Below are 26,750 nucleotides of genomic sequence, written 5' to 3' on the forward strand. Positions count from 1 at the left end.
TGCAGTGCGGCAGGAGGCGGTTATAATCGGGTTATTGCCTAGGTATAAACCCTATACAGGAGTCCGCCATGAACACCGCTTCCAACGCTTCCGCCGTCCGCGCTACCGTCGCCGCCAACAGCACTTTCTTCGGCAAGCTGCGCGCCTTGGCCCTGCATGCCCTGAACCTGCATCTGCAAAACTGCGCCGTGATCGCCGAGGCGCATCGCCGTCCGGAGTAAGACAAAGGCCGCGCGCCGCATGCACTGACTGATAGAGCAGGGCGCTGACATGCGCCCCGTCTGTCACGCGCACGTCGGCACGGCTTAGCATTATTTCTGCGTCATTCATGCCCGCCAGGCCGCGATGTCACCGCGGCCTCGCGGGCATGCGCAGCGAGCGCTGCGCGAACCGATTCCCCATTATTCGAAAATCGTTCCAGCGGCGGCACGCGCGTACTTCGCGCCGTGTGCCGGGCTTTCGTTACGCCGTTCGTGTCTAATCTCGTACAGCGTCGGGGCTGTATATCGTCGCCTGACTTAGTCGCGGACGCGGCGCGACACCTTCGCTACGGTCTTGCGTTCCATGGTCGCTCGCGTGGCGAGTGCGCTCATCAACAGCGCGATGGACACCAATCCGACCAGATACACGCCCGCCATCATCCAATCCTGTTCCGCCATCTTCTTTCTCCTTCAAGTACCGAATTTCACCCGGCAAATGCGCCGCGTTTCACTGAGCTATTGCTCTCGATTACGGCACGCGAAGAGAAAATCTTGATGCTGCGCTTCCACGGTTCGAGCGATACAGCGTGCGCACACACTCGGCGCAATGTCGAATCTTCATTCGCAGCGCGTAAATAGCGTTTAAACTTCAGCCCCCTGTCAGCTACCGGACGCGTCCCGTCACAGCCCAATCGGCAATATCGACCGTTTGATTCGCGTATCGCCGCGGCGCGCCGCGCGGCGCTTTCATATCCAATGGCCGGCTAAGGTTAAACCCCGCAATCCGGCTGACGCTGTCAACCTTTTCACCCCAATGCCGTTATCCATTTGTAATCGCCAATAAGCGGCGATGCCGCGGCAGACGATCCGTCGTCGCAACAGCTCCACGCAAGGCCCAGCATTGACCATGTTCCATCGATATAACTATAAATTCGACCGGCTAGGCGCGATGTTCGACCGTGCATCGAAAACGCTTGGCAACCGGGGACTTCTCTCGCCCCTGCTCGCACTCGTGATTGGCGCGTTGCTGCTGGTCGTCTTGCAACATCTCTCGCAAGCAGTCGACTATCGTTCGGTGATGCATGAGTTGCGTCGACTGACGGCCGGCGAATGGAGCGCCGCGCTCGGCGCCACCGCGCTCAGCTATGTGGCGCTGGTCGGCCGCGATGCCGTCGGTTTGCGCTATCTGGGCGCGCTCGTGCCGCGTGTGGCGCTGTGGATCGGCGCAACGGCGGGCTCGGCGCTCGGCAACGCCACCGGTTTCGGCGCGCTGACGGGCGGTGCGGTGCGCGCGCGCGTCTACGGCGTGGCGAGCGTCACGCCCGCGCAGATCGGCCGCATGACGGTGTTTACGAGCGTGTCGCTCGCGCTCGCACTGGTGTTGATGACGGCGCTCGGCATGGTCGGCGTGGCCGGCACGCTCGCACCGATGCTGCATCTCGAATCCGTCACGCTGCGTTGGATCGGCATGGCGCTGCTCGCCGTGCTCGCATCGGCCGCCGCCGCATGCCGCCGCGACACGCGCCCGGTGCGCACGCGCTGGCAGTGGCTCTCGTTCGATATCCCCGCGCGCCGCGACCTGCTCGCGCAAGTGGCGCTCGCAGTGCTCGACGTGGTGGCCGCCGGCCTCGCCTTGTGGGCGCTGCTGCCGCATGCGGACGTGAGCTTCGTGACCTTCATCACGGTCTACGCCGCGGCCATGCTGCTCGGCATGATCGGCCACACGCCCGGCGGCGTCGGCGTGTTCGAAGCGGCGATGGTGTTCACGCTGAACGGCAGCGTGCAAACGCATCAGATGGTTGCCGCCTTGCTCGCGTATCGCGCAATTTACTTCGGTGTCCCGTTGATCGTTTCCGCCGCGCTGCTCGCCGGTTTCGAAGGGCGCGCGCTAAAAAGCCGTTTGCCGCTGCAATATGCCGCTGCGGCGTCCAGGCTCGCGCCGCTGTTTCTGAGTCTCGTCACCTTCGTAGTCGGCGGCATGCTGGTCATTTCCAGCGCGACGCCCGCGTTCTGGCAACGCATTTACATACTGCGCGACGTGCTGCCGCTGTGGGTGCTCGAAAGTTCGCAGATGCTTTGCAGCGTGCTCGGTGTGCTGCTGCTGTTCGTCGCGCGTGGTTTGATGCGCCGGCTGGACGCCGCATGGTGGATGACGCTGCTGCTCGCGGTGCTGAGTCTCGCGTTGTCGCTGACCAAGGGTCTTGCGTTCGTGGAAGCCGGAGTGCTCGGCATGCTGGTCGTGTTGCTGCTGTCAACGCGCCGGCGTTTCAACCGTCATTCGTCGCTGTTCGCCGAGCGCTTTACGGCGGGCTGGCTGGTGTCGGTTGCGATGGTGCTGATGCTGGCCACGTGGGTCATGCTATTTGCTTTCCGCGACGTGCCGTACACGCGCGACCTGTGGTGGCAATTCGCTTTCGACGAACGCGCGCCGCGTGCGCTGCGCGCGACGCTCGCCGCAAGCGTGTTCGCCGCGACATTCTCGTTCTGGCAGTTGCTGCGTCCCGCGCCGGGGCGCTTCGTCAAACCGGCGCCGGCAGATCTGCACGACGCGGCGCGCATCGTGCGCGCGCAGGAACGCAGCGATGCCGGTCTCGCGCTGATGGGCGACAAGAGTTTCCTGTTCTCCGAGTCGCGCGAGGCTTTCCTGATGTACGCGAAATACGGCCGCACGTGGGCCGCATTGCACGACCCGGTGGGTCCGCGCGAAGAGTGGGCCGGCCTGATCAGCAAGTTCGTCGCGCTCGCCCACGCGCACGGCGGGCGCGCGGCGTTCTATCAGGTGCGCGCCAACGCCTTGCCGCTTTACCTCGACGCCGGTCTCACGCTGATGAAGCTCGGCGAGGAAGCGCACGTCGTGCTGGACGATTTCGACCTGAAGGGCTCGCATCGCGCGCACCTTCGCTATGCGTTGAAGCGTGGCGACCGTGATGGCTTCACCGTCGAAGTGATCGATCAGGCGAACGTGCCCGCATCGCTCGAGACGCTGCGCGAGATTTCCGACGGCTGGCTCGACAGTCGCGACGCGCGGGAAAAGAGCTTCTCAGTGGCCGCCTTTACGGACGAATATCTCGCCGCGCAATCGGTGATGCTGGTGCGCCAGAATGGCGAGCCGGCCGCGTTCGTCACCTTCATGACGACCGACCTGAACACCGAAGCGACCGTCGGCGTGATGCGTCATGTGGAGAGCGCGTCGCCGTATGCCATGGAATATCTGTTCACGCAATTGGCGCTGCATCTGAAACAGGCGGGTTTCCGCTCGCTCAGTCTCGGCATCGCGCCGCTCTCCGGTATGCAACCCACGCCGCTCGCGTCGCGCTGGCATCGGTTCGCCGGCATCGTATGGCGCTTCGGCGGCCGTTTCTATAACTTCCGCGGACTGCGTGCTTTCAAGAGCAAGTTCCAGCCGCATTGGGAGCCGCGCTATCTCGCGGCGTCGGGTTCGGTCGGCGTGTTCTTCACGCTCGCGGACCTGTCATTGCTGGCAGGAGGCCGGCGTTCATGACATTGCATTCGTTGTTCAAGCTGGCTCTCGCAACGAGCCTCGTGACCGGTGGCGCACTCGCGCTTGCGGCAACCACTACGACCACCACGGTGCCCGGCGGCCGTTATGGCGACGTCACGGTGACTCAGCCAACTGGTCCGTTGCGCGGCTTCGTGGTGCTGTACTCGCAGGCGAGCGGCTGGAGCGCGGCGGACCAGCAGAGCGCCGACGCGCTCGCCAAGGCCGGTGCGTTGACCGTCGGTGTCGACACGGCTCGCTACGCCGCCAATTTGGTCGCGAAGAAAGAGGCCTGCCATCAACTGGTGGGCGATGCGGAAGCGTTGAGCCATCAGCTCGAACGTCAATCGCGATCGAGCCATTATTTCGCGCCGATCGTCGCGGGCACGGGCCAGGGCGCGACGCTCGCCATGCACGTGCTCGAACAGGCACCGTCGAATACGATTGCCGGCGCGGTCGCGGTGGATGCCGAACACACGCTCGATGCACGCTTTCAGCCGTGCCCGCCGGACCCGACGATTATCCGCGACAAGGTGCCGGGTTTCGTCGAAAAGGCGGCCACCGGCAACGCCGATCGCGCGCGCCTCGTCGCGTTGCTCACGCCGCATTTGCAGGCCGTGTCGACGAGCGACGACGACGTTTCCGATCTGCCGCTCATCGAATTGCCGGCGGCGCATCCAAACGGCCTGATGGCGATCGTGATTTCCGGTGACGGCGGCTGGCGCGATCTCGACAAGACGATCGCGCAGGCTTTGCAGAAAGACGGCGTCTCCGTGATCGGTTGGGACAGCCTTCGCTATTTCTGGAGCGAGAAACCACCGGCGCAGACCAGCCGCGACCTCGCGCGCGTGATGCAAACCTACGGCGCGCGCTGGAACGCGCAGCATATTGCGCTCGTCGGCTATTCGTTCGGCGCGGATGTGATGCCGTTCGCCTATAACCGTCTGCCGGAAGCGTTGCGCGCGAAGGTAGCGCTGATCGCGCTGCTCGGCTTCGCGCCCGATGCGGATTTTCAGATTCGCGTGGGCGGCTGGCTCGGCATGCCGGCCAGCGACAAGGCGTTGAAGGTCCAGCCGGAATTGACGCGCGTGCCGCCCGCCATCGTGCAGTGCTTTTACGGCGAGAACGAGAAGGACACCTTGTGTCCGACGCTGACCAAAAGCGGCATCGAGGTGATCCGCACTTCGGGCGATCACCACTTTGGCGGCGACTACAACTCGCTTGAAAAGCGCATTCTCGGTGCCTTCAGGAAGCAGAGCGGCGTGCATTGATCGTCGCATCGCGCATGGCAATCAACAGGATTGACAAAGCGCCTCAAGTCAACGAAGATGCAACGCATGAACTGCCTCGACATCCGTATTGCGCTGATTATTAGCATCATTCATCGAATGGTGGGTTAGCGCGCGTCTGATAGCAGTGACACATAACCCGCCCCACGAGGCGGGTTTTTTTATGTCCGCTTGCAGCCTGCCTCCTGGTGAACTCTCCGATGATTCGTCCTTGCCGCACAGGAGCTTGCCTTGTCGTTACACCAATTCAAACAGGTGGCCGTTACCGCCGATAGCGTCGCGCTTCGTCACGACTACCTGAAAAAAACCCTGACCGCGCGCGTCTACGACGTGGCCCGCGAGACCGAACTCGAGCGGGCGCCGAATCTGTCGGCACGTCTGCGCAATCCGGTCTATCTGAAGCGCGAGGACAACCAGCCGGTGTTCTCGTTCAAGGTGCGCGGCGCGTACAACAAGATGGCGCATATTCCTTCTGAAGCGTTGGAGCGTGGGGTGATTACGGCGTCGGCGGGCAATCATGCGCAGGGCGTGGCTTTATCGGCGGCGCGCATGGGCGTGAAGGCGATCATCGTGGTGCCGGTCACCACGCCGCAGGTGAAGGTCGACGCGGTGCGCGCGCACGGTGGCCCGACCGTCGAAGTGGTGCAGTTCGGCGAGTCGTATAGCGACGCGTACGGTCACGCGGTAACGCTGCAGGAAGAGCGCGGCCTGACCTTCGTGCATCCGTTCGACGATCCGTATGTGATCGCCGGACAGGGCACCGTCGCGATGGAGATTCTCAGCCAGCACCAGGGGCCGATTCACGCGATTTTTGTGCCGATCGGCGGCGGTGGACTCGCGGCGGGCGTGGCCGCGTACGTCAAATCGGTGCGCCCGGAAATCAAGGTGATCGGCGTGCAGACCGACGATTCGTGCGCGATGGCCGCGTCTCTGAAGGCCGGTGAGCGTGTCATGCTGAACGAAGTCGGTCTGTTCTCGGACGGCACGGCGGTGAAGCTCGTTGGTGAAGAAACCTTCCGCCTGTGCAGCGAATATCTCGACGACGTGCTGCTCGTGAATACCGACGCGCTCTGCGCCGCGATCAAGGACGTCTTCCAGGACACCCGCAGCGTGCTCGAACCCGCGGGCTCCTTGGCCGTGGCCGGCGCGAAGCAGTATGCGGAGCGCGAAGGCATCGAGAACCAGACGCTGATCGCGATCACGTCGGGGGCGAACATGAACTTCGACCGCATGCGCTTCGTGGCCGAACGCGCCGAAGTCGGCGAAGCGCGCGAAGCGGTGTTCGCCGTGACAATCCCCGAAGAGCGCGGCAGTTTCCGCCGCTTCTGCGAACTGGTCGGCACACGCAGCGTCACTGAATTCAACTACCGGATTGCGGATGCGAACTCCGCCCATATTTTTGTGGGCGTGCAGATCAGGAATCGCAGCGAGTCGGCGCAGATCGCGGGCGCGTTTGAGGCGCACGGCTTCGCCACGGTCGATCTGACGTTCGATGAACTCTCCAAGCAGCACATCCGCTACATGGTCGGCGGGCGTTCGCCGTTGGCACACGACGAACGTCTGTTCCGTTTCGAGTTTCCCGAGCGGCCGGGCGCGCTGATGAAATTCCTTTCGTCGATGGCGCCGAACTGGAATATCAGCCTGTTTCACTACCGTAACCAGGGCGCGGACTACAGCTCGATTCTGGTCGGCATCCAGGTGCCCGAAAGCGAGAACGAAGCGTTCAACCAGTTCCTCGCGACGCTCGGTTATCCGAACTGGGAAGAGACGAGCAATCCGGTCTACCGACTGTTTCTGGCGTCGTAATTTAGCTCGGGGTTTACCTTGATCTGGCGAAACGCTGCGCGAAAGGTGAGCCGTCGAGCGAATGGGCCACAAGCCTCGTCTGGACGGCGTTAAGGCTCAATTCCGCCTACCGGCGGCATGCGGCTGATCAAAGCTTCTATCTCTAAATTAAATACAGTCTATCCGCCATATCGCGTTGCGCGATACCGTGCGTGATCGTCAAACTGGGTGCAAATCTAATGTCGCATTCAGGAGACGACTCATGCGTACCCAAGTTGGCATCATCGGTGCCGGGCCTGCGGGCCTGCTGCTTTCCCATCTTCTTCATCTGCGCGGCATCGACTCCGTTGTGCTCGAGTCACGCAGTCGCGATCAGATCGAATCCACCATCCGCGCCGGCGTGCTCGAACAAGGCACGATGGATCTGTTGACCGAAGCCGGTGTCGGCGCACGGATGAAAGCGGAAGGCGCGCTGCATCACGGCTTCGAACTCGCTTTCGAAGGCAAGCGGCGCCGCATCGATCTGACCGGACTCACGGGGCATTCGATTACGGTCTACGCACAGCACGAAGTGATCAAGGATCTCGTCGCGGCGCGCGTGTCCGACGACGGCAAGCTGCGCTTCGGTGTCTCGGAGACGTCGATTCACGGCATCGACACCGATAAGCCGTCGATCCGTTATCGTCAGGATGGCGAAGCGTATGAACTGCAGTGCGACTTCGTGCTCGGCTGCGACGGTTCGCAAGGCGTGTCGCGCGCAGCGATTCCGCAGGCGTTGCGCAAGGATTTCGAACGTGTGTACCCGTTCGGTTGGTTCGGTATCCTGTGCGAAGGGCCGCCGTCGTCGGACGAATTGATCTACGCGCGTCACGAGCGCGGTTTCGCGCTGATCAGCACGCGCTCGCCGAACGTGCAGCGCATGTATTTCCAGTGCGATCCGAAGGATTCCGTCGAGAACTGGTCCGACGACCGCATCTGGGCGGAACTGCATGCACGAGTCGACTCGCACGACGGCCAGAAGATTGTCGACGGTAAGATCTTTCAAAAGAACATTGTCGGCATGCGCAGTTTCGTATCGAACACGATGCAACATGGCCGGCTGTTTCTGGCGGGCGACGCGGCGCATATCGTGCCGCCCACCGGCGCGAAGGGAATGAATCTGGCGGTGGCCGATGTGCGCGTGCTGACCGAGGCGCTGAATGCGTTTTACGTGGAGAATCGCACGGATCTGCTCGACGGTTACAGCGCGACTGCGCTCAAACGCATCTGGCGCGCCGAGCATTTCTCGTACTGGATGACCAGCATGATGCACCGTATCGAAGGCGCGTCGCCTTTCGAGCAGCAGCTTCAGGTGGCCGAACTCGAATATGTGACGACGTCGCGCGCGGCGGCCACGGCGATGGCTGAAAACTACGTCGGCATCGCGGGCGCGCAGGCGTGAGCGGGCAGGGCGCGCATTGAGTCATGTGCGGGGTGGCGTGCCTGTCATTTGCGCGGGCTGAACATCGCAGCGGCCTCTCGCTGAAAGACCAGCCGGCCGACGGACACGCTAATCTCGCGATACGTCACGCCTGTGGGAATTGACCTGGCCGGACTGGACGCAGGTGAAGATCTTCGAAAACTATTCATAGGGACGCACCTCGCGCTGTCATTTTGCCAGGGTAAGCTGTGCCTTCGGTGCGTTCTCAAAATAGGGGCAGAGGTCGATGCGGCGTGTGATATTCAACCAGAAGGGCGGTGTGGGCAAATCGACCATCGTATGCAACCTGGCGGCTATCAACGCCAGCGAGAACTTGCGTACACTGGTCATCGATCTGGACCCGCAAGGCAACTCCAGCCAATATCTTCTTGGCAAGCAGGCCACCGATCTCAAACCCAACGTCGCGGACTTCTTCGAAACGGCCTTGAGTTTCAGTTTCAGGCCGACGCCTGTCTCGACGTTCATTCACCCCACGCCCTTTGAGAACCTCGATGTGATGCCCTCGCATCCCGACCTCGACACGCTGCACGGCAAGCTCGAGTCGCGCTACAAAATCTACAAGCTGCGTGACGCGCTGAACGAACTGGACGAGTACGACGCGATCTACATCGACACGCCGCCGGCGCTGAATTTCTATACGCGCTCCGCACTGATCGCGGTGGAACGCTGCCTGATTCCGTTCGACTGCGACGACTTCTCCCGTCGCGCGCTGTACACGCTGCTCGATAACGTCAAGGAGATTCAGCAGGATCACAACGCCGGGCTCGAAGTCGAGGGAATCGTGATCAACCAGTTTCAGCCGCGCGCGACTCTGCCGCTTCAACTGGTCGAGGAACTGATCAGCGAAGGCTTGCCTGTGCTGGAGTCACGGCTATCGACGTCCGTGAAGATTCGCGAGTCGCACCAGTACGCGAAGCCGATGATTCACTTCGATCCCCGTCACAAGCTCGCTCAGGAATTCGTGGCGTTGCATCGGGAATTGATTGGATAGCGAACGCCGCGGGTTGTGAATGTGATAATCCGCCACGTTCTCTAGCTAACGAGGTATGGCAATGCAGGTCTACGGCAGACGCAATTCGATCAACGTGCAGAAAGTGCTGTGGTGTCTCGCTGAACTGGGTTTCGAAGAAGGCCGGGAGTTTTCGCGGATCGACGCGGGCCTGGAGTACGGTGTGATCGACACGCCGCAATATCGTGCGCTCAATCCGAATGGCCTGGTGCCGACACTCGTCGACGGAGAGAGCGTGTTGTGGGAGTCGAATACGATTGTCCGTTATCTGGCCGCAAAATATGACGCGCAGATGCTCTTGCCGTCCGAACCGGCTGCCCGTGCCGACGTCGAGCGCTGGATGGACTGGCAGCTCGGCACGCTGTGGGCGACGTTGCGCATCACGTTCCTGGGACTGACGCGCGTGCCGGAGGCGCAACGCGACTACGACGCCATCACGCGATCGTATCGCGAAGCAACGCGGCTTCTGGGCATCGTCGACGCGATCCTCGAAACACACGACTATCTTGCGCAGGATCGCTTTACCGTGGCCGATATCGGTGTCGGCCTCGCGGCGCATCGCTGGGTGCACCTGACTGAACGGTTTCCGGATACGTTGGGGGCGCCGCAGCCGTTGCCTTCGCTGGATCGATGGCTTCGGGCTATCAAGGCGAGGCCGGCGTTTTCCGCGGCGGTTGCTTCGTAAGTAGCTATCTGGCCGGCGAATTGTGACGCGTGGTTCGCCGCCGGTCACCGGCATCAAACTCCCTTCAAGACGGGCGCACGTGCAGGCTTGTGTGGCCACACTCGTTCCATCTCCGCGCTGATCGCCAAATAACCTGATCATCGCCGCCGGAATCCCAACCCGGCCGCCTCCCTGATTCATCTCCTTCCATTTTCCGCTGACCCCGGGTCAACCCGCATTGCCAGGCCATGCTCTTGCGCCTATCTTTCTACATCATACGTATGACTTAGAGGGTATTGTGGCAACCTTGCACAGGCAGGTCCTGAACCAGATGGGCGAGCAGATCTGTTCAGGCAAGTTCATGCCCGGCGACATTCTTCCCGCCGAGCCCGTGCTTGCCGAGCAGATGCAGGTGAGCCGCATCACAATCCGCGAGACGATGAAGTCGCTGTCCGCCAAGGGCATGCTTCAGGTGCGCCGCCGCTACGGGACGGTCGTGCTGCCGCGTTCGCAATGGCAGTTGTTCGACCCGGACGTGATCACGTGGCGGGCTCGGGCGGGCGCAGTCGAGCCGGGCCTCGTCGAAGATCTGATGGAGTTGCGCCTGATCATCGAGCCGAACGCGGCGCGGCTCGCCGCGAAACGCGCGACCGCGGAAGACCGGGTCGCGGTCCGGCGCGCGTTCAAGTTGATGGAGCGCGCGGTCGCCGGGCATGGCGAATACGTTCCCGCCGACCTGGCGTTTCACGGCGCCATTCTCACGGCCTGCCACAACCAGTTTGTCCAGCAGATGCAGAACGCGCTGTCGGCGATCCTGCGCACCAGCTTCGAACTCAGCTCGGAGATCGAGGGTGGGCCCGCTCGTTCGCTGCCCATGCACGAGGCGCTGTGCGTCGCGATCGAGCAGGGCGACCCCGTGGCGGCGGAGCAAGCCGTGCTGACGCTGATCCAGCGCGCCGAGCAGGACTTCGAGGACCGCGCCGCGCTCGATCGCAGCGCCAACGAGAAGCCCGTTTGACGAGTCGCCTTAGCCACGCAACACGGCCACGCGAGGCGGCCTCGTAGGCGGACCGTCCAGCAGCGCCGTTGCATCCCCAACCCATTTATCGCGACTGTCATGACGGCACGCGAGGGGCGCACTCGCGCCTTGTTATCGAACATTGAGAGGACACGTGCATGACACAGCTATTCGATTTGAGCGGGCGCACGGCGCTCATCACCGGCTCGGCGCGCGGCATCGGCTTCGCGTTAGCGGAGGGGCTCGCTGACGCCGGCGCCGGCGTGGTCCTGAACGGCACGCGCGCCGATACGGTGGCTGAAGCCGTCGAGCGGCTACGCGCGAAAGGCTTGAACGCTCAAGGCCGCGCGTTCGACGTGACCGACGAAGCCGCCGTCGCCGAAGCCTTCGCGCAATGGGACAAGGACGGCGTGCAGGTCGACATCTTGATCAACAACGCCGGCATCCAGTTTCGCAAACCGCTCGTCGACCTGGAACTGCGCGACTGGCAGCGTGTGATCGACACCAACCTCACGAGCGCATTCATTGTCGCGAAGCAGGCCGCGCGCCGCATGATCGCACGCGGCACGGGCGGCAAGATCATCAACATGGGTTCGCTGACGAGCGAGGCCGGGCGCGCGACGGTCGGCGCCTATACGGCGGCGAAAGGCGGCATCAAGATGCTGACCCGCGCCATGAGCGCCGAGTGGGGGGGCGCGAACATTCAGGCCAATGCGATCGGTCCGGGCTACATCCTGACCGATATGAACAAGCCGCTGATCGAAAACGCCGCGTTCGATGCGTGGGTCAAGAGCGGCAATCCTTCGCAACGCTGGGGCAAGCCTGAAGAACTGGTCGGCACGGCGGTGTACCTGGCGTCGCCGGCATCAAGCTATGTGAACGGCCAGATCATTTACGTGGACGGCGGCTGGTTGGCCGTGCTGTAAAGACAGATTCGCGCGGGCAGAGCACAACAAAAACACCGCGTTCGCCAGATAGTAAGTATGCCGTACCGATCCGGAGACATCATGGAAAGCGTCAAAGCCGTAGCGCCCCAAAGATGGTGGTATCTGATGCCCATCATCTTTATCACCTATAGCCTTGCCTATCTCGATCGCGCGAACTACGGCTTCGCCGCCGCAGCGGGCATCGATCGCGATCTCGGCATCACGCACGGCACGTCGTCGCTGATCGGTTCGCTGTTCTTTCTCGGTTACTGCCTGTTTCAGGTGCCCGGTGCGATCTACGCGCAGCGCAATAGCGTGAAGAAGCTGATCTTTTTCAGCCTGATTCTCTGGGGGCTGTGCGCGGCGGCCACCGGCATGGTCAGCAACATTCCGATGCTGATGGTGCTGCGCTTCGTGCTCGGCGTGGTGGAGGCGGCCGTCATGCCGTCGATGCTGATGTACATCAGCCGCTGGTTCACCAGGAGTGAACGCTCGCGTGCCAATACGTTCCTGATTCTCGGCAATCCGGTGACTGTCTTGTGGATGTCGGTGGTGTCGGGCTATCTGGTGCGCAGCTTCGGCTGGCGTGAAATGTTTGTTATCGAAGGTGCGCCGGCGCTCATCTGGGCGGTCGTGTGGTGGTTCACGGTGAAGGATCGCCCGGCCGACGCGCCGTGGATGAGCGCCGCCGAAAAGACCGAACTCGACGCGCGCCTGAGAGCCGAGCAGGCGCATATCGCACCAGTGCGCGACTACAAGGCGGCCTTCCGCTCGTCGATCGTATTGAAGTTTTGCGCGATTCACGCGTTGTGGAGCATCGGCGTGTACGGCTTCATCATGTGGCTGCCGTCGATCCTCAAGGCGGCCTCGACGATCGACATCGTCTCGGTCGGCTGGCTCGCCGCGGTTCCGTATCTCGCGGCGATCATCCTGATGCTGCTCGCGTCGTGGCTCTCGGACAAGACGCGCAACCGCAAGCTGTTCGTCTGGCCGCTACTGCTGGTGGGCACGATTGCGTTCGTAGCGTCTTACCTGATCGGCGGCTCGCATTTCTGGATCTCGTTCGCGCTGCTCGTCGTGGCGGGCGCAACGATGTATGCGCCCTACGGGCCGTTCTTCGCGCTGGTGCCGGAGCTGATCCCGGGCAACGTGCTGGGCGGCGCGATCGGTCTGATCAACGCGTGCGGCGCGCTCGGTGCGTTCGCCGGTTCATGGGTGGTGGGGTATCTGAACGGCGCGACCGGCAGCCCGGCGGCTTCTTATATTTTCATGGCGGGCGGCCTGCTGTCGTCTGTGATCCTGATGATGACCGTGCCGGCGAATTCCCAAGAACATGCGAAGCGCGAAGCATCGCTGTCGCTACAGCGCACGCAACAGTAGTCGATCGAATTCATTGGCTGAAACCTGGCAGATAGAGCATGGCAACCCTGATTACCGACGTAAAAGTCATCCTGACCGCGCCGGAAGGCATCAACCTCATCGTCGTCAAGGTGGAGACGAACCAGCCCGGTCTGTACGGCCTCGGTTGCGCGACTTTCGCTTACCGGCATGTGGCGGTGGAGTGTCTGATCGAGGAATATCTGCGACCGCTGCTGATCGGGCGCGATGCGGACGCGATCGAGGAACTCTGGCAACTGATGCATCAGAATGCGTACTGGCGCAACGGCCCGATCGAGAACAATGCGATCTCCGGTGTCGACATGGCGCTGTGGGACATCAAGGGCAAACTGGCGAACATGCCGCTCTACCAGCTGTTCGGCGGCAAGTGCCGCGAAGGCGTGCCGATCTATCGCCACGCGGACGGCCGCGATCTGAACGAATTGTGCGAGAACATTCAGAAGTATCGCGAGCAGGGCATCACGCACATTCGCTGTCAGAGCGGCGGCTATGGCGGAGGCGGTTTCGGCAGGGCGCCGGCGAGCGCGCCGCAAGGCGCGGCGGACGGCGTCTATCTCGACAGCCGTAAATACATGCGCGACACGCTCAAACTGTTTGACGGCATTCGCAGCAAGATCGGTTTCGACGTCGCGCTGTGTCACGACGTGCATGAACGTTTGAAGCCGGTCGAAGCGATCCGCTTTGCGTGCGAACTGGAGCGGTACGAACTGTTCTTTCTCGAAGACGCGATCGCGCTGGAGGAGGGGGAATGGATGCGTCAGTTGCGCGCCAAAACGACCACGCCGCTGGCGCAGGGCGAGCTATTCAACAACCCATACGAATGGCGCTTCCTGATTACCGAGCGTCTGATCGACTTCATCCGCGTGCATCTCAGCCAGATCGGCGGGATTACCGCGGGACGCAAGCTGCAGATCTTTGCCGAGCAATTCGGCGTTCGAACGGCATGGCACGGCCCCGGTGACATGTCGCCGTTGGCGCATGCGGCGAATATTCATATCGATCTGGCCGCGCGCAATTTCGGCGTCCAGGAATGGTCGGGCATCGAGCCGCCGAATTTCGTGATCCAGGACCTGAAGGGTCCGAGAGCGGCGTTGCTTGATGTGTTCCCCGGCCTGCCCGAGTTCAGGCAGGGTCACGTCTACGCCAACGACAAGCCGGGTCTCGGTGTCGATATCGACGAAGCGGAGGCCGCGAAATATCCCTGCGAAAATAGCGTAACGACGTGGACCCAAACGCGCCTGAAAGACGGCACGCTGCAAACGCCGTGAAATCCCCACTTTGACGCAATGGTCTGCATGGACCCTGGTTCGGCAACAGGATCCGTGCGTGACGCTCCCAACGTTGCGCCGCAAAACGCAACTATGCGGGCGATGCAGAACAGTCTCTCCATTGCTGCAAGACAAACGGCGAATTCCGAGCAAATGAATTTGAAAACCACTCGCTGAGCAGCCGTTTTTCATTGTAGTGGCAGCAGCAACAGTGAATTCAGGATTGGCGGATTTATCCCGCCGCGCTGGCCGCCTACACTCAATCTACCGCTGCAACGACAGCCCTTGCCGCAGCGCGTAGAAAGACAATCTCTGGAGGTGGTTTCATGAAGTCGCTCATTCAAGCCGTTGCGATCGCCGTTGTTCTTGCCGCGCCGGTAGCTTCGTTCGCTCAGTCGTCCAATGAACCTGTATCGCAAGGCGCGCAGACGCAAGCCGCGGGTCATCAAGACCCGGCTCAGGCCGGCAACAGCGGATATGGTTCTGCCAGCGCAGGCACATGGCAGGCAGGTCAAGGCAGCGATACGACGGTTAGCTCCTACTCGCCGCCGATTCACAACGCGCGTTAAGCATTTCACGAAGCGCGCGGCGAGCCCATCACCGCGCGCGAAACTGAATCTCTTCTTTTATGGCGCGCGCAACAGAGTCATCTCGTTGTGCAGCAGCGCCAGCAAATCATCATCGCTAGGCCGCGTGCCCCAATGCCGCGCGCCCGCCACTGACGCAATTGCGATCCACGAGTGAGGTGGAAACCATTCGCGCAAGAGTGTGCCGTTCTGGCGCAAACACAATTGGCCGGTCTGTTCGCTGTATTCGGCGCAGATCAGCGTGTCGTCGATGCGCGCGGTGACTCGTCGTGGATCGCTGCGTAGCAAGTCGTCGCTCCTGCAGAACGTATGGCGCGAATGCGTGCGCGGCACGGCCGCGTCGTCGACGCGGCCGCGGCCTCTGCATCAATGATCGCCGTGGCCATGGCCGTGATCGTGATCATCGCCATGGCCGTGATCGTCGCCATGACCATGCCAGCCGTTGTCGTGACCGCGCCAGTCGCCGTGCGGACCGCGCGCTTCATACCAATCGCGTCCGCCGTGATGACGCTCTTCCCATTCGCGCCGTTCCCAGTAGCGGTGACCGTCGTAATACCGTTCGCCGTACCAGCCCGGACTCACCACGACCACCGGCGGAGCCGGAGCGTAGACCGGCGGCGGCGGGGCGTACACGGGTTCGGGCGCATAAACGACGCCTGGAACGCCGATATTCACGCCCACATCGACGTGGGCCAGCGCGACCGATGAAGCGCCGATTCCGAGACCCGCGACGATCGCCATGGACAGCCAGCGGTTTTGTGATTGCTTCATATTTTAGTTCCGGCTTCTACGATGATGAGTGGAAAGTCTTGCGCGTGTCGTGCTCAATAACGATCGTGATAGTGGTTGTGGTAGCCGCCTTCCGGAACCACGATGCAGCCGCCCAATGCACTGCCGAGGGTGACGGCCAGAATGACCAGCGCGAAAATTCTTTTCATGACATTGCTCCCGTTTCCTTGTGACCCGAACTCTACTGAGCCGCGGCATTACCGGTGTGTTTGTGTGTAACAGGACGTGTCGATTGCGATGTATGCGGGCAACCCATGCGTCGCGTGAATGGCGTGCGTCGAGACGCAATGAGCAGAGGGGGCTCAGCGCGCAGTCTGACGCGCAAGCCATTGAACGCATTGTGGAAAGGTCGGCGTGGCCGGGCGTCTCGCGTTTGCCGCGCGTCGAACCGCGCGTGTATCGACGGCCATTGGGTATGCCGCGGCGCATGTCGTAGCGGCTATGCCGTGCGGATACATTCGGTTGCAGACTGCACTGTGCAGACCCGTGTTCTCGGCCGATTTATCGAGCCGGCAGTGCGCGCCTATGCGTTGGCGCGATACGCGAGCCTCGATAGCAAACATGAGCGACAGCATCGTGACGATACCGGCGCCATCGCGTCCACGCGCGATCCTCATTCCGTCGAGTGTGATAAGGACATGAAAAACAAGTGTTTTACGTGCGTCGCCGGGACTGGTTAGATCGCTGGATCGGCTGACCGTCAGCCACTTCAGTTCGATCGCATTCTTGCGGTCAGCGCTGAGCTTTCTCGTCCTCAATCGTCCTCACACCGGGAGTGGCATAGCATGTCGAATCTGAGTCTCGCGACGTCCAACGCACTGGACATTCATCCCGTCACTGGCCGCATCGGCGCGGAAATCCGCGGCGTGCGGCTGTCGAGCCAACTCGAAGCGGCCACCGTCGAAGCGATTCGCGCGGCGCTGGTACGTCACAAGGTGATATTTTTCCGCGGCCAGACGCATTTGCAGGACGCCGATCAGGAAGCCTTCGCCAGGCTGCTCGGCGAGCCGGTTTCGCATCCCACGGTGCCGGTGGTGGACGGCACGGACTATCTGCTCGAACTCGACTCGCATCGCGGCGGCCGCGCCAATTCATGGCACACGGACGTGACGTTCGTCGACGCTTATCCGCAGGCGTCGATCCTGCGCGGTGTGACGATTCCGGAGGTGGGTGGCGACACGGTGTGGGCCAACACGGCCACGGCTTACGACGATCTGCCGCCGCCGCTCAAAGCGCTCGCCGATCAACTCTGGGCCGTGCATAGCAACGATTACGACTACGCGAATCACACCAGCGTCGGCGAGCGTGGCCGCGACGCCGAGGCGATCAGGCGTCACCGTGAGGCGTTCGTCTCGACGCGTTACGAGACCGAGCATCCGGTCGTGCGCGTGCATCCGGAATCCGGCGAAAAGACGCTGATTCTCGGGCTCTTCGTGAAGAGTTTCGTCGGTCTCGCGCCGAGCGCGTCGGCGCATCTGCTGGAACTGCTGCAAGGTTACGTGACGCGTCTCGAGAACATCGTACGCTGGCGCTGGCAGGCCGGCGACGTCGCGATCTGGGACAACCGCGCGACCCAGCACTACGCGGTCAACGACTACGGCGACGCGCACCGCGTGGTGCGTCGCGTGACGCTGAAGGGCGATGTGCCGGTGAGTGTGGACGGCCGCCGCAGTTTCACGCGCAGCGTGCGGCCGAATCCGCCGGCGAAGGCGGCCTGAAGACCTGACGAACTAACGCTCAGCCCGGCTCGGCGGCGATCTGTTGCGGCGCCGTCGCTTGCCGATAACCGAGCCGCGCCGAGATCGCGAGGCCCGCCTTCCTGAGCAGCGCGACATAATGCGACTTCGTGTCGGCGCCGCAGCGCATGGTCGGAAACGAAATCGACAGGCCGGCGATCACGCGGCCGAAGCGGTCGAACACCGGCACCGCGAGGCACCGCAGACCTTCTTCCTGTTCCTCGTTGTCCTCGCCGTAACCTTGCTCGCGCACGTGCGGCAGAATGTTCAGCACGGCCTCGGCGGAGGAGAGCGTCTTCTGCGTCGACTTGCGGAATTCGACGTGCGAGAGCACTTCGCGCGCGTCGGCCGGGTCCATCCAGGCGAGCAGCACCTTGCCGATCGCCGTGCTGTGCAACGGATTGCGCCGGCCGATGCGCGACTGCATGCGCAGCCCGTAGTCGGCATCGATCTTGTGAATGTAGATGATGGCGTCTTCGTCGAACGCGCCGAGGTGCACCGCCTCGCGCGTCGCTTCACCGATGCGGCGCATTTCCACGTCCGCCTCGCGCACCAGATCAACACTTTCCAACGCCTTCGCCCCGAGTTCGAACAGGCGGATGGTCAGCCGGTAGCGCTCCGTTTCCACTTCCTGCGTGACGTAGCCGAGCGCTTTTAGCGTCTGGATCACGCGGTGCACGGTGGTCTTCGACATGCCGAGCCGCTGCGACAGTTCGCTGATGCCGATCTGTCCGCTGTCGCCGATCGCGCCGAGAATCGCGAAGACGCGGCCGATGGACGAGGCCGATTCGCCCTTGTCGCCGCAGTCGGCGTTCTCCGCGTCTTGCGCTTGTGGGGCGCCGTCGTCCTTGCGCTGTTTGCCTGCTGATGCCATTTCCGTCTTCCCTGTCTATCCGTTCCAGTGCCGTTCCCGCAAGTCGCCGGTATTTCCAGCCGCGTGCCCCGGCGCGTGTACCCGCGCGGCGCCGGGAGCATACCGCGTCCTGCGCCCGCTGCCGGGTCAGCGAGCGAGCCAGCCGCCGTCTACTGCCAGTGTATGCCCATGCACGTAGTCCGAAGCCGCGGACGCGAGGAATACCACTGGCCCCGCGAGATCGTCGGGCGTGCCCCAGCGGGCGGCCGGGATGCGGCTCAGAATCTCGTCGTTGCGCTGTGAGTCGTCGCGCAGCGCGGCCGTGTTCGCGGTCGCCATGTAGCCCGGCGCGATCGCATTGACGTTGATGCCTTGCGCCGCCCATTCGTTCGCGAGCAGTCGCGTGAGACCGAGCACGCCGCTTTTCGACGCCGTGTATGACGCAACGCGGATGCCGCCCTGAAACGACAGCATCGACGCGACGTTGATGATCTTGCCGCCGCTTTGCTGCTTCACGAATTGCCGCGCGGCAGCCTGCGAGAGAAAGAACAGGCTCTTCAGATTGACGTCCACCACGGCGTCCCAGTCGGCTTCGGTGAAATCGAGCGCGTCTTCGCGGCGGATGATGCCCGCGTTGTTCACCAGCACGTCGATGCGGCCGAACGCTTCCACAGCGGCGCGCACGATGTCCTCGACCGGCGCGATCGAGCCGAGATCGGCGCGCACGTCCGCGAAGCGTCGTCCGCAGGCTTGCACACGCGCGGCGGTGTCGCCGGCGTCGGCGCGGCTCACGCCGACGATGTCGCAACCGGCCGCGGCAAGCGCGACCGCCATGCCGGCGCCGAGCCCCGTATTGCTGCCGGTGACGATGGCGACGCGGCCGGTGAGATCAAAGGGATTCACGATGTTCGGGCCCATGTCGTGCGGTCGTGGTTGCTGTTGTGAAAAGGGCGGTCCATCAACGCAAATCCCGCACCGCGATGTGATCCATATCGCTGAACACCTGGTTTTCGCCGACCATGCCCCAGATGAACGTGTACGCCCGCGTGCCGACGCCGGAGTGAATCGACCAGCTCGGCGAGATCACCGCCTGTTCGTTGTGCACGAGAATATGCCGCGTCTCGTTCGGCTCGCCCATCATGTGAAAAACGGCGGCGTCGTCGGCGACGTTGAAGTAGAAATACACCTCCATGCGGCGCTCGTGCGTATGGCACGGCATGGTGTTCCACAGGCTGCCCGGTTCGAGTTTCGTCATGCCCATGGAAAGCTGGCAGGTGGGCAGCACTTCGGGAACGATGAACTTGTAGATGGTGCGGCGGTTGCTCGTGGCGGGGTCGCCGAGCGTTTGCGGCGAGGCTTGCGCGAGCGAGATGGTGCGGGTCGGATACGACATGTGAGCGGGCGCGCAGTTCACATAAAACTTCGCGGGGCGCGCGGCGTCGTCGCTGCCGAAGGCGATGGACTGCGTGCCCTGGCCGATGTAGATCGCCTCTTCATTGCGTACCGCGTGGCGCGTGCCGTCCACGTCGACCCAGCCGTCGCCGCCGATATTGATCGCGCCGAGTTCGCGTCGCTCCAGCAGATAGCTCACGCCGATCGCCTGGCCGACGGAGCCGGGCACCTCGACCGCGCGCGCCACCGGCATCGCGCCGCCGACGATGATCCGGTCGATATGGCTATAGGTCAGCTTCAGCGCATCGCGCTCGAACACCTGATCGACCAGAAATGCCTTGCGCAGCCCCTCGGTATCCAGCGTCTTCGCGTATTCGCTGTTGATGGCCTGTCTCACTTCCATTGTTCCGTCTCCGCTGGGGTTGTGGGCTCGACTGTAGCGCAGAAATACAGTTTCGGAACGTCGGTCCGAAAATATTGCGATGCCGCATCATGACTGACAAGGCTTTGGGAGAACGCGCGGGTAAACGATGAGCTAGATTTATCAGGGAAACGGAACAGCGTTCCTTTCACGATGCTATATTGCGCCAAAAGGGAGCAGCCCGGCGCGAGAACGGGACATTACCCAGGGTGAATTACCCGATAACTGGACGCGAAGTCCATGGAGGAGGCATGAAGCTCAAGAAGGCCATCGACCGCATTCCTGGCGGCCTGATGTTGGTGCCGTTGCTGCTCGGCGCCTGCGTCCACACATTTGCGCCGGGCGCGGGCAAGTACTTCGGCTCGTTCACCAATGGCTTGATCTCCGGCACCGTGCCGATTCTGGCGGTGTGGTTCTTCTGCATGGGCGCGACCATCGATCTGCGGGCGACCGGCACCGTGTTGCGCAAGTCGGGCACGCTGCTGGTGACGAAAATGCTCGTGGCGTGGATCGCGACCATCATCGCCTCGCACTTCATTCCAATCGACGGCGTCAAGGCCGGACTCTTCGCCGGCCTCTCGGTGCTGGCGATCACGACGTCGATGGACATGACGAACGGCGGTCTCTATGCGGCCGTGATGCAGCAATACGGCACCAAGGAAGAGGCGGGCGCGTTCGTGCTGATGTCGATCGAATCCGGCCCGCTCGTCAGCATGATCATTCTCGGCGCGACCGGTGTGGCGTTCTTCGAGCCGCGCCTGTTCGTCGGCGCGGTATTGCCGTTTCTGGTCGGCTTCACGCTGGGTAACCTGGATGGCGAGCTGCGCGAGTTCTTCGGCCGTTGCGTGCATCCGCTGATTCCGTTCTTCGGCTTTGCGCTCGGTAACGGCATCGACCTCAGCGTGATCGTGAAGAGCGGCTTGCCAGGCATCGTGCTGGGTCTCGGCGTGATCGTCGTGACGGGCATACCGCTGATTCTCGCGGACCGCTGGATCGCGGGCGGCAATGGCGCGGCGGGACTGGCGGCTTCGTCGACGGCAGGGGCCGCGGTGGCGAATCCGGCGATCATCGGTGAAATGATTCCAAGCTTCAAGCCGCTGGTGCCGGCCGCGACGGCGATGGTCGCGACGGCCTGTCTGGTGACTGCGATTCTGGTGCCGATCCTCACGGCGATGTGGGTACGCCGGCATCATGCGCGCGACGCGTTACAAGAGGAGTTCGCAAGGGCAGCGGCTGGTAACGCGCCGCCCCTGAATGAACGGGACGTCCATGTGTAGCGCAGCAAAGGCGGCTCGCTTTCGCTCTAATCGAGAAGCGTAAGCGGGCCGCGCGCTGGTGGGTTTGTTATCGCGCCAGCTTTGCTTCGCGCATGTTCCCGCTGAAGCGGCCGCAGCTCCACGGTCTTGCCAGTCAGCGTGGGTTGCATGAGTCCTGAAGTCGTATCGTTCATGACAATAAAAAAGTCCGCGAGCAACGACTCGCGGACCCGGTACGGTGGTTTAAAAACAGGCGGCGATAACGCCGCCCTGTTCCGCCTTAAACCGACATCACCGATACCGCCTTGGTAACCAGATAGCCTTCCATCGCTTCCGGACCGCCTTCCGAACCGTAGCCCGAATCCTTCACGCCGCCGAACGGCATTTCCGGCGACGGCGTGGCCGGCTGGTTGATCCACAGCATGCCGACTTCCAGTTGCTGCGACAGCAGATGCACGTTGGTGAACGACTTCGTGAACGCGTAACCGGCCAGACCGTACGGCAGACGGTTGGCTTCGGCGATTGCTTCCTCGAGCTTGTCGAAGCCGCGGATCGCGGCGATCGGGCCGAACGGCTCGTTATTGAACACGTCCGATTCGAGCGACACGTTGGTCAGCACGGTCGGCGCAAAGAAGTTGCCTTCCGAGCCCACGCGCTCGCCGCCCGTCTCGACCTTGGCGCCGGTCTTGCGCGCATCGTCGAGCACCTTGCTCATCGCCGTCAGACGACGTGCGTTGGCGAGCGGGCCGAGTGTGGTGCCTTCGGCGAGGCCGTCGCCCAGCTTCAGGCCTTCAGCGTGCTTGACCAGCGCCGCGGCGAATTCTTCGCGAATGCTGTTGTGCACCAGGAAGCGCGTCGGCGAGATGCAGACCTGGCCGGCATTGCGGAACTTCGCGCCGCCCGCGGCCTTCACGGCGAGCGCCACGTCGGCGTCTTCAGCCACGATCACCGGCGCGTGACCGCCCAGTTCCATGGTCGCGCGCTTCATGTGCGCGCCGGCCAGTGCCGCCAGTTGCTTGCCGACCGGCGTCGAGCCAGTGAACGTCACCTTGCGGATCACCGGATGCGGGATCAGGTAGCCCGAAATTTCAGCGGGATCGCCGAACACCAGACCGACCGTGCCCGCCGGCACACCGGCTTCGACGAAAGCCTGCAGCAGTGCCGCCGGCGACGCCGGGGTTTCTTCCGGCGCCTTGACGAGGAACGAGCAGCCGCATGCGAGCGCCGCGCTCAGCTTGCGCACGACCTGGTTGACCGGGAAGTTCCACGGCGTGAAGGCGGCGACCGGGCCGATCGGTTCCTTCAGCACCAGTTGCTGCGCCGCGAGGTTGCGCGACGGCACGATGCGGCCGTAGACACGGCGGCCTTCGTCGGCGAACCATTCGATGATGTCCGCGGCCGCCAGCACTTCGACGCGTGCTTCGGCAAACGGCTTACCTTGCTCCAGCGTCATCAGGCGGCCGATGTCCGAGGCCCGCTCGCGCACCAGCGCGGCGGCTTTGCGCATGGTCGTGGCGCGCTCATTGGCCGGCACCTTGCGCCAGGTTTCGAAGCCGCGCTGCGCGGCGGCCAGCGCGCGGTCCAGATCGGCGATACCGGCGTGGGCCACTTTGCCGATGGCTTTGCCGGTAGCAGGATTGATGACGTCGAGGGTTTTGCCGCTGGCGGCATCGCACCACTCGCCGTTGATCAGAAGTCGGGTATCGGTGTAGTTCGAGGTTGCCATGCTGAAGTTCCTATGTAGGGGAAAACGACAAGGCCGCGCGGTCGTGAATATTGGGCTGGACCTGCGCGGGCCCTGGATGGACTGCCGATAACCAAACAGTTTATCTGATTGCATCGAATCGCACCGGCGGGCCGCCGGCTATGGCGCGCGGCACGCGTCTTGCGACGGCGTTGTCGCGGCGTCGAAAAAACGGGCAAAGCAACGCCGCGCAAAGAAGCGTAGAGTCGAGCGGCGGAGGCAGAATCCGGCGCACCCGCGGCGGCGGGCGAAGCTCGGCGAAAGCAGCCCAATCAACCCAGATGCACAGAGGAATCGACATGCCAACCGGTACAGTGAAATGGTTTAACGACGCGAAAGGTTTTGGCTTCATCACCCCCGACGACGGCGGCGAAGATCTGTTCGCGCACTTCTCGGAGATTCGTTCCGAAGGTTTCAAGTCCTTGCAGGAAAACCAGAAGGTCAGCTTTGAAATCAAGCAGGGGCCGAAAGGCAAGCAGGCGGCGGATATCAAGCCGGTCTGAGGTCATGGCCGGTGCGCACGCGCAATGCGTGCGCACCGGCCATCATTGCGCGTCACCCACACAAAAAAAGCGCCTCGTTCACACGCATGACATGAAGCGCGGCGAGCGGGATCGCCCGCACGATCCTCTCAAGTACATCTAATCCGACGCCTGTTTCGAAGCACATGAAACAGCGCCGCCGGCATTGTTAGCGCCCATATTTTCCTTAAGGTTTCCTTCAGCTTTGCTCCGTAGTATTTGCGCGACTCCCGCTTCCCGGCGGGACAATAGTTCCGATAGTCTGTCGACAGAGAACTGAAAGCGCCAACTCAAGGCTTGCTGGAGCATCCATGAAAACCCTGTTCTTGCAGGCGCCGTCGTATGACGGCTTCGATGGTGGCGCGGGTTCGCGCTATCAGGCCAAGCGTGAAGTCCGCTCGTTCTGGTATCCGACGTGGCTCGCGCAGCCCGCGGCACTCGTGCCCGATAGCCGCGTGCTCGACGCGCCGGCCGACGGCGTGTCGGTCGAGGCCACGCTCGACATCGCGCAGCACTACGATCTGGTGGTGATCCACACCAGCACGCCGTCCTTTCCCACCGACGCGCTATTCGCCGAAGACCTGAAAAAGCGCAAGCCGTCGCTGCTGGTCGGCATGGTCGGCGCCAAGGTGGCAGTCGATCCGCATAATTCGCTGACCGCGAGCGAAGCGATCGATTTCGTATGCCGCGAGGAATTCGACTTCACCTGCCAGGAAGTCGCCGAGGGCAAACCGTTAGCGCAGATCAAAGGCCTGAGCTACCGCAACCGTGACGGCTCGATCGAGCACAACGAAGCGCGCCCGATTCTCGAGAACATGGACGAGCTGCCGTTCGTGGCGCCCGTGTACAAGCGCGATCTGAAGATCGAAAACTATTTCATCGGCTATCTGAAGCATCCGTACGTATCGATCTACACGGGCCGCGGCTGCCGTTCGAAATGCACCTTCTGTCTATGGCCGCAAACCGTGGGCGGGCATCGCTACCGCACGCGTTCGGTCGAGAACGTGCTGGAAGAAGTGAAGTGGATTCGCGACAACATGCCTGAAGTCAAGGAGATCATGTTCGACGACGACACCTTCACCGACTTCAAGCCGCGCGTCGAGGAAATCGCTCGCGGCCTCGGCAAGCTCGGCGTGACGTGGTCGTGCAATGCCAAGGCGAACGTGCCGTACGCGACGCTCAAGATCATGAAGGAAAATGGCCTGCGCCTGCTGCTGGTCGGCTACGAATCCGGCGACGACCAGATCCTGCTGAACATCAAGAAGGGCTTGCGCACCGACATCGCGCGCCGCTTCAGCGACGATTGCCGCAAGCTCGGCATCAAGATTCACGGCACCTTCATTCTCGGTTTGCCGGGCGAAACGCAGGACACGATCCAGAAGACGATCGAGTACGCCAAGGAAATCAATCCGCATACGATCCAGGTGTCGCTCGCCGCGCCGTATCCGGGCACGACGCTCTACAACCAGGCGGTCGAAAACGGCTGGCTCGAAGAGAACAAGGTGATCAATCTCGTGAGCAAGGAGGGCGTGCAGCTCGCGGCGATCGGCTATCCGCATCTGTCGCGCGAGGAGATCTACCATCAGCTCGAAAACTTCTATAAGCGTTTCTATTTCCGCCCGTCGAAGATCTGGGAAATCCTGCGTGAAATGCTGACGAGCTGGGACATGATGAAACGGCGCTTGCGCGAGGGCGTCGAATTCTTCCGTTTCCTGCGCGCCCACGAGGCGTGAGCGCCGCGCACCTGCTCGCCGTCACGCTGGCCTATGCGTGCGCGGCGTGCGCGGTTTTCGGCGTCGGCTACACCGTGCTCGCCGGCGCGTTGATCGGACGGTTCTTCGCGCGAGCGGTATCCGAGCCGACTGCCTTTCCGCCGGTCACGATCGTCAAGCCGCTGCACGGCAACGAGTGGGCGTTGCTCGCCAATCTGTCGAGCTTCTGCCACCAGGATTATCCCGGACCCGTGCAATTCCTGTTCGGCGTTCACGACTCGGCCGACCCCGCGCTGCAAACCGTCGACGACCTGCGCCGCCTCTATCCCGACGCGGACATCACCGTTGTGGCCGACGCGCGCCTGTACGGCCCGAACCGCAAGATCAGCAACATCCTCAACATGCTGCCGCAAGCGCGGCATGACGTGCTCGTGTTCGCCGACAGCGACGTCAGCGTTGGTCCGGACTATCTGCGCAATGTGATCGGCGAGTTGGAGATGCCGGGCGTAGGTCTCGTCACCTGCGCGTATCGCGGACAGCCCGATCCCGGCTTCTGGCCGCGCCTGTCGGCCAAGGCAACCAATTATCAGTTCCTGCCGGGTGTCGTGACCGGTCTCGCGCTCGGGCTTGCGCGCCCGTGCTTCGGGCAGACCATCGTGATGCGCCGCGATACGCTCGAAAAAATCGGCGGCTTTACGCCGTTCGTGCGGCATCTGGCCGAGGACCATGCGATCGGCGAGGCGGTGCGCCTGCTCGGCGAGAAGGTGGTGATTCCGCCGTTCACGATCTCGCATGCGTGCGTCGAATCGAGCGCGGCGCAACTGATCGCGCATGAACTGCGCTGGAGCCGCACCATTCGCCGCATCGATCCGCTCGGCCATCTAGGCTCCGCTCTGGTTCATCCGTTCGCGTTCGCGTTGCTCGCGGTGCTGTGCTCGGCCGGCGCGTGGTGGGCGTGGTCGCTCGCGCTCGCCGCCATGGGCGCGCGGCTGGCCTTGAAACTGCTGTCGGATCGTGCGTTGAAGCAGGCGTATCGCGACCTGTGGCTGCTGCCGTTCTGGGATATCGTATCGTTTGCGATTTTCGTCGCGAGCTTCTGGTCGTCGCGCGTGATCTGGCGAGGCATCAGCTTCAAGGTGGACGGCGACGGCCTGTTGTCGGCGGCCCAGGACGAATGAACGGCGGTACGGATCGGCAATGATG

The 26,750-nt window shown here is 62.7% G+C and carries 24 protein-coding genes; 17 read left to right on the forward strand and 7 right to left on the reverse strand.

From position 1 onward, the window contains the following. Nucleotides 1-68 precede the first annotated feature (68 nt). The gene (locus tag B0G73_RS40655; RefSeq protein WP_166679109.1) at nucleotides 69-221 is read left to right on the forward strand and encodes a hypothetical protein; all 153 of its coding nucleotides are present in this window, start codon (nucleotides 69-71) and stop codon (nucleotides 219-221) included. A 297-nt stretch (nucleotides 222-518) separates the two neighbouring features. Here B0G73_RS40655 and B0G73_RS40660 read toward each other — a convergent pair whose 3' ends face one another. Next, nucleotides 519-659 carry a hypothetical protein gene (locus tag B0G73_RS40660; RefSeq protein WP_181196652.1) on the reverse strand — a complete coding sequence of 47 codons (141 nt, stop codon included), beginning with the start codon at nucleotides 657-659 and terminating at the stop codon, nucleotides 519-521. A 490-nt stretch (nucleotides 660-1,149) separates the two neighbouring features. On the opposite strand from B0G73_RS40660, the gene mprF reads away from it, so the two are divergent. From mprF to B0G73_RS27455, 11 genes are all read left to right on the forward strand, one after another. After that, entirely contained in the window at nucleotides 1,150-3,702 is a 2,553-nt protein-coding gene (gene mprF, locus B0G73_RS27405; protein ID WP_258193546.1) for a bifunctional lysylphosphatidylglycerol flippase/synthetase MprF, read from the forward strand. Next, entirely contained in the window at nucleotides 3,699-4,970 is a 1,272-nt protein-coding gene (locus tag B0G73_RS27410; RefSeq protein ID WP_106284314.1) for a virulence factor family protein, read from the forward strand. The genes mprF and B0G73_RS27410 overlap by 4 nt, the downstream gene beginning before the upstream one ends. Nucleotides 4,971-5,219: 249 nt before the next feature. Continuing rightward, the gene (gene ilvA / locus B0G73_RS27415; RefSeq protein WP_181196653.1) at nucleotides 5,220-6,794 is read left to right on the forward strand and encodes a threonine ammonia-lyase, biosynthetic; all 1,575 of its coding nucleotides are present in this window, start codon (nucleotides 5,220-5,222) and stop codon (nucleotides 6,792-6,794) included. Nucleotides 6,795-7,035: 241 nt separating this feature from the next. Beyond that, entirely contained in the window at nucleotides 7,036-8,214 is a 1,179-nt protein-coding gene (locus B0G73_RS27420) for a 4-hydroxybenzoate 3-monooxygenase (RefSeq protein ID WP_106284315.1), read from the forward strand. Between the two features lie 265 nt (nucleotides 8,215-8,479). Continuing rightward, nucleotides 8,480-9,244: a ParA family protein gene (locus B0G73_RS27425; RefSeq protein ID WP_106284316.1), complete on the forward strand. Its 765-nt coding sequence runs from the start codon at nucleotides 8,480-8,482 to the stop codon at nucleotides 9,242-9,244. Nucleotides 9,245-9,305: 61 nt separating this feature from the next. Beyond that, nucleotides 9,306-9,947: a glutathione S-transferase family protein gene (locus tag B0G73_RS27430; protein WP_106284317.1), complete on the forward strand. Its 642-nt coding sequence runs from the start codon at nucleotides 9,306-9,308 to the stop codon at nucleotides 9,945-9,947. 277 nt (nucleotides 9,948-10,224) lie between these two features. Continuing rightward, nucleotides 10,225-10,944, forward strand: a complete 720-nt coding sequence (locus tag B0G73_RS27435; protein ID WP_106284318.1) for a FadR/GntR family transcriptional regulator — start codon at nucleotides 10,225-10,227, stop codon at nucleotides 10,942-10,944. A gap of 158 nt (nucleotides 10,945-11,102) precedes the next feature. Further along, nucleotides 11,103-11,870, forward strand: a complete 768-nt coding sequence (locus B0G73_RS27440) for an SDR family oxidoreductase (RefSeq protein WP_106284319.1) — start codon at nucleotides 11,103-11,105, stop codon at nucleotides 11,868-11,870. Nucleotides 11,871-11,951: 81 nt separating this feature from the next. Continuing rightward, entirely contained in the window at nucleotides 11,952-13,250 is a 1,299-nt protein-coding gene (locus tag B0G73_RS27445) for an MFS transporter (RefSeq protein WP_106284320.1), read from the forward strand. A gap of 38 nt (nucleotides 13,251-13,288) precedes the next feature. Continuing rightward, complete coding sequence (locus B0G73_RS27450) at nucleotides 13,289-14,536, forward strand: enolase C-terminal domain-like protein (protein ID WP_106284321.1); 1,248 nt, start codon at nucleotides 13,289-13,291, stop codon at nucleotides 14,534-14,536. Nucleotides 14,537-14,862: 326 nt separating this feature from the next. After that, the gene (locus B0G73_RS27455; protein ID WP_106284322.1) at nucleotides 14,863-15,105 is read left to right on the forward strand and encodes a hypothetical protein; all 243 of its coding nucleotides are present in this window, start codon (nucleotides 14,863-14,865) and stop codon (nucleotides 15,103-15,105) included. Nucleotides 15,106-15,162: 57 nt separating this feature from the next. Here B0G73_RS27455 and B0G73_RS27460 read toward each other — a convergent pair whose 3' ends face one another. Together B0G73_RS27460 and B0G73_RS27465 are read right to left on the reverse strand one after the other, a co-directional pair. Further along, nucleotides 15,163-15,411, reverse strand: coding sequence for a hypothetical protein (locus B0G73_RS27460; protein ID WP_106284393.1), 249 nt, complete (start codon nucleotides 15,409-15,411; stop codon nucleotides 15,163-15,165). A gap of 78 nt (nucleotides 15,412-15,489) precedes the next feature. Beyond that, nucleotides 15,490-15,894, reverse strand: coding sequence for a hypothetical protein (locus tag B0G73_RS27465; protein ID WP_106284323.1), 405 nt, complete (start codon nucleotides 15,892-15,894; stop codon nucleotides 15,490-15,492). Nucleotides 15,895-16,697: 803 nt separating this feature from the next. Between B0G73_RS27465 and B0G73_RS27470 the strand changes: the two genes are divergently transcribed. After that, nucleotides 16,698-17,630 (forward strand): TauD/TfdA family dioxygenase, encoded by a 933-nt coding sequence (locus B0G73_RS27470; RefSeq protein WP_106284324.1) that lies wholly within the window; start codon nucleotides 16,698-16,700, stop codon nucleotides 17,628-17,630. 19 nt (nucleotides 17,631-17,649) lie between these two features. Here B0G73_RS27470 and kdgR read toward each other — a convergent pair whose 3' ends face one another. From kdgR to kduI, 3 genes are all read right to left on the reverse strand, one after another. Continuing rightward, the gene (gene kdgR, locus B0G73_RS27475; protein ID WP_106284325.1) at nucleotides 17,650-18,522 is read right to left on the reverse strand and encodes a DNA-binding transcriptional regulator KdgR; all 873 of its coding nucleotides are present in this window, start codon (nucleotides 18,520-18,522) and stop codon (nucleotides 17,650-17,652) included. A 126-nt stretch (nucleotides 18,523-18,648) separates the two neighbouring features. Then, nucleotides 18,649-19,419: a 2-dehydro-3-deoxy-D-gluconate 5-dehydrogenase KduD gene (gene kduD / locus B0G73_RS27480; protein WP_106284326.1), complete on the reverse strand. Its 771-nt coding sequence runs from the start codon at nucleotides 19,417-19,419 to the stop codon at nucleotides 18,649-18,651. 40 nt (nucleotides 19,420-19,459) lie between these two features. Beyond that, on the reverse strand, nucleotides 19,460-20,296 hold the full coding sequence (kduI, locus tag B0G73_RS27485) for a 5-dehydro-4-deoxy-D-glucuronate isomerase (RefSeq protein ID WP_106284327.1): 837 nt from the start codon (nucleotides 20,294-20,296) through the stop codon (nucleotides 19,460-19,462). Between the two features lie 269 nt (nucleotides 20,297-20,565). Here kduI and kdgT point away from each other — a divergent pair, with 269 nt between their 5' ends. Further along, nucleotides 20,566-21,591 carry a 2-keto-3-deoxygluconate transporter gene (kdgT, locus tag B0G73_RS27490; RefSeq protein WP_106284328.1) on the forward strand — a complete coding sequence of 342 codons (1,026 nt, stop codon included), beginning with the start codon at nucleotides 20,566-20,568 and terminating at the stop codon, nucleotides 21,589-21,591. A 259-nt stretch (nucleotides 21,592-21,850) separates the two neighbouring features. Here the strand turns inward: kdgT and B0G73_RS27500 are convergent, their stop codons facing one another. Beyond that, on the reverse strand, nucleotides 21,851-23,296 hold the full coding sequence (locus tag B0G73_RS27500) for an NAD-dependent succinate-semialdehyde dehydrogenase (protein WP_106284329.1): 1,446 nt from the start codon (nucleotides 23,294-23,296) through the stop codon (nucleotides 21,851-21,853). Between the two features lie 317 nt (nucleotides 23,297-23,613). Between B0G73_RS27500 and B0G73_RS27505 the strand changes: the two genes are divergently transcribed. The 3 genes from B0G73_RS27505 to hpnI all read left to right on the forward strand — a co-directional run bounded on the left by B0G73_RS27505 (nucleotide 23,614) and on the right by hpnI (nucleotide 26,725). Beyond that, nucleotides 23,614-23,817 (forward strand): cold-shock protein, encoded by a 204-nt coding sequence (locus tag B0G73_RS27505; RefSeq protein ID WP_007181784.1) that lies wholly within the window; start codon nucleotides 23,614-23,616, stop codon nucleotides 23,815-23,817. Between the two features lie 329 nt (nucleotides 23,818-24,146). Beyond that, nucleotides 24,147-25,568, forward strand: coding sequence for a hopanoid biosynthesis associated radical SAM protein HpnJ (hpnJ, locus tag B0G73_RS27510; protein WP_106284330.1), 1,422 nt, complete (start codon nucleotides 24,147-24,149; stop codon nucleotides 25,566-25,568). Further along, nucleotides 25,565-26,725, forward strand: a complete 1,161-nt coding sequence (gene hpnI / locus B0G73_RS27515; RefSeq protein ID WP_106284331.1) for a bacteriohopanetetrol glucosamine biosynthesis glycosyltransferase HpnI — start codon at nucleotides 25,565-25,567, stop codon at nucleotides 26,723-26,725. Before hpnJ ends, hpnI begins: the two co-directional genes overlap by 4 nt. Nucleotides 26,726-26,750: the final 25 nt, after the last annotated feature.

It is taken from the genome of Paraburkholderia sp. BL25I1N1, from assembly GCF_003002025.1.
Classification (GTDB): Bacteria; Pseudomonadota; Gammaproteobacteria; order Burkholderiales; family Burkholderiaceae; genus Paraburkholderia.

Excerpts from the sequence above, each read along its gene's own strand:
- kdgR (WP_106284325.1), bottom strand. The coding sequence starts at position 18,522 with ATGGCATCAGCAGGCAAACAGCGCAAGGACGACGGCGCCCCACAAGCG.
- B0G73_RS40660 (WP_181196652.1), bottom strand. The coding sequence starts at position 659 with ATGGCGGAACAGGATTGGATGATGGCGGGCGTGTATCTGGTCGGATTG.
- kdgT (WP_106284328.1), top strand. The coding sequence starts at position 20,566 with ATGAAGCTCAAGAAGGCCATCGACCGCATTCCTGGCGGCCTGATGTTG.
- kduD (WP_106284326.1), bottom strand. The coding sequence starts at position 19,419 with ATGGGCCCGAACATCGTGAATCCCTTTGATCTCACCGGCCGCGTCGCC.
- B0G73_RS27465 (WP_106284323.1), bottom strand. The coding sequence starts at position 15,894 with ATGAAGCAATCACAAAACCGCTGGCTGTCCATGGCGATCGTCGCGGGT.
- B0G73_RS27450 (WP_106284321.1), top strand. The coding sequence starts at position 13,289 with ATGGCAACCCTGATTACCGACGTAAAAGTCATCCTGACCGCGCCGGAA.
- B0G73_RS27445 (WP_106284320.1), top strand. The coding sequence starts at position 11,952 with ATGGAAAGCGTCAAAGCCGTAGCGCCCCAAAGATGGTGGTATCTGATG.
- B0G73_RS27425 (WP_106284316.1), top strand. The coding sequence starts at position 8,480 with ATGCGGCGTGTGATATTCAACCAGAAGGGCGGTGTGGGCAAATCGACC.
- B0G73_RS27470 (WP_106284324.1), top strand. The coding sequence starts at position 16,698 with ATGTCGAATCTGAGTCTCGCGACGTCCAACGCACTGGACATTCATCCC.
- B0G73_RS40655 (WP_166679109.1), top strand. The coding sequence starts at position 69 with ATGAACACCGCTTCCAACGCTTCCGCCGTCCGCGCTACCGTCGCCGCC.
- B0G73_RS27440 (WP_106284319.1), top strand. The coding sequence starts at position 11,103 with ATGACACAGCTATTCGATTTGAGCGGGCGCACGGCGCTCATCACCGGC.
- mprF (WP_258193546.1), top strand. The coding sequence starts at position 1,150 with ATGTTCGACCGTGCATCGAAAACGCTTGGCAACCGGGGACTTCTCTCG.
- B0G73_RS27430 (WP_106284317.1), top strand. The coding sequence starts at position 9,306 with ATGCAGGTCTACGGCAGACGCAATTCGATCAACGTGCAGAAAGTGCTG.
- kduI (WP_106284327.1), bottom strand. The coding sequence starts at position 20,296 with ATGGAAGTGAGACAGGCCATCAACAGCGAATACGCGAAGACGCTGGAT.
- B0G73_RS27500 (WP_106284329.1), bottom strand. The coding sequence starts at position 23,296 with ATGGCAACCTCGAACTACACCGATACCCGACTTCTGATCAACGGCGAG.
- B0G73_RS27420 (WP_106284315.1), top strand. The coding sequence starts at position 7,036 with ATGCGTACCCAAGTTGGCATCATCGGTGCCGGGCCTGCGGGCCTGCTG.
- hpnJ (WP_106284330.1), top strand. The coding sequence starts at position 24,147 with ATGAAAACCCTGTTCTTGCAGGCGCCGTCGTATGACGGCTTCGATGGT.
- B0G73_RS27505 (WP_007181784.1), top strand. The coding sequence starts at position 23,614 with ATGCCAACCGGTACAGTGAAATGGTTTAACGACGCGAAAGGTTTTGGC.
- B0G73_RS27455 (WP_106284322.1), top strand. The coding sequence starts at position 14,863 with ATGAAGTCGCTCATTCAAGCCGTTGCGATCGCCGTTGTTCTTGCCGCG.
- B0G73_RS27410 (WP_106284314.1), top strand. The coding sequence starts at position 3,699 with ATGACATTGCATTCGTTGTTCAAGCTGGCTCTCGCAACGAGCCTCGTG.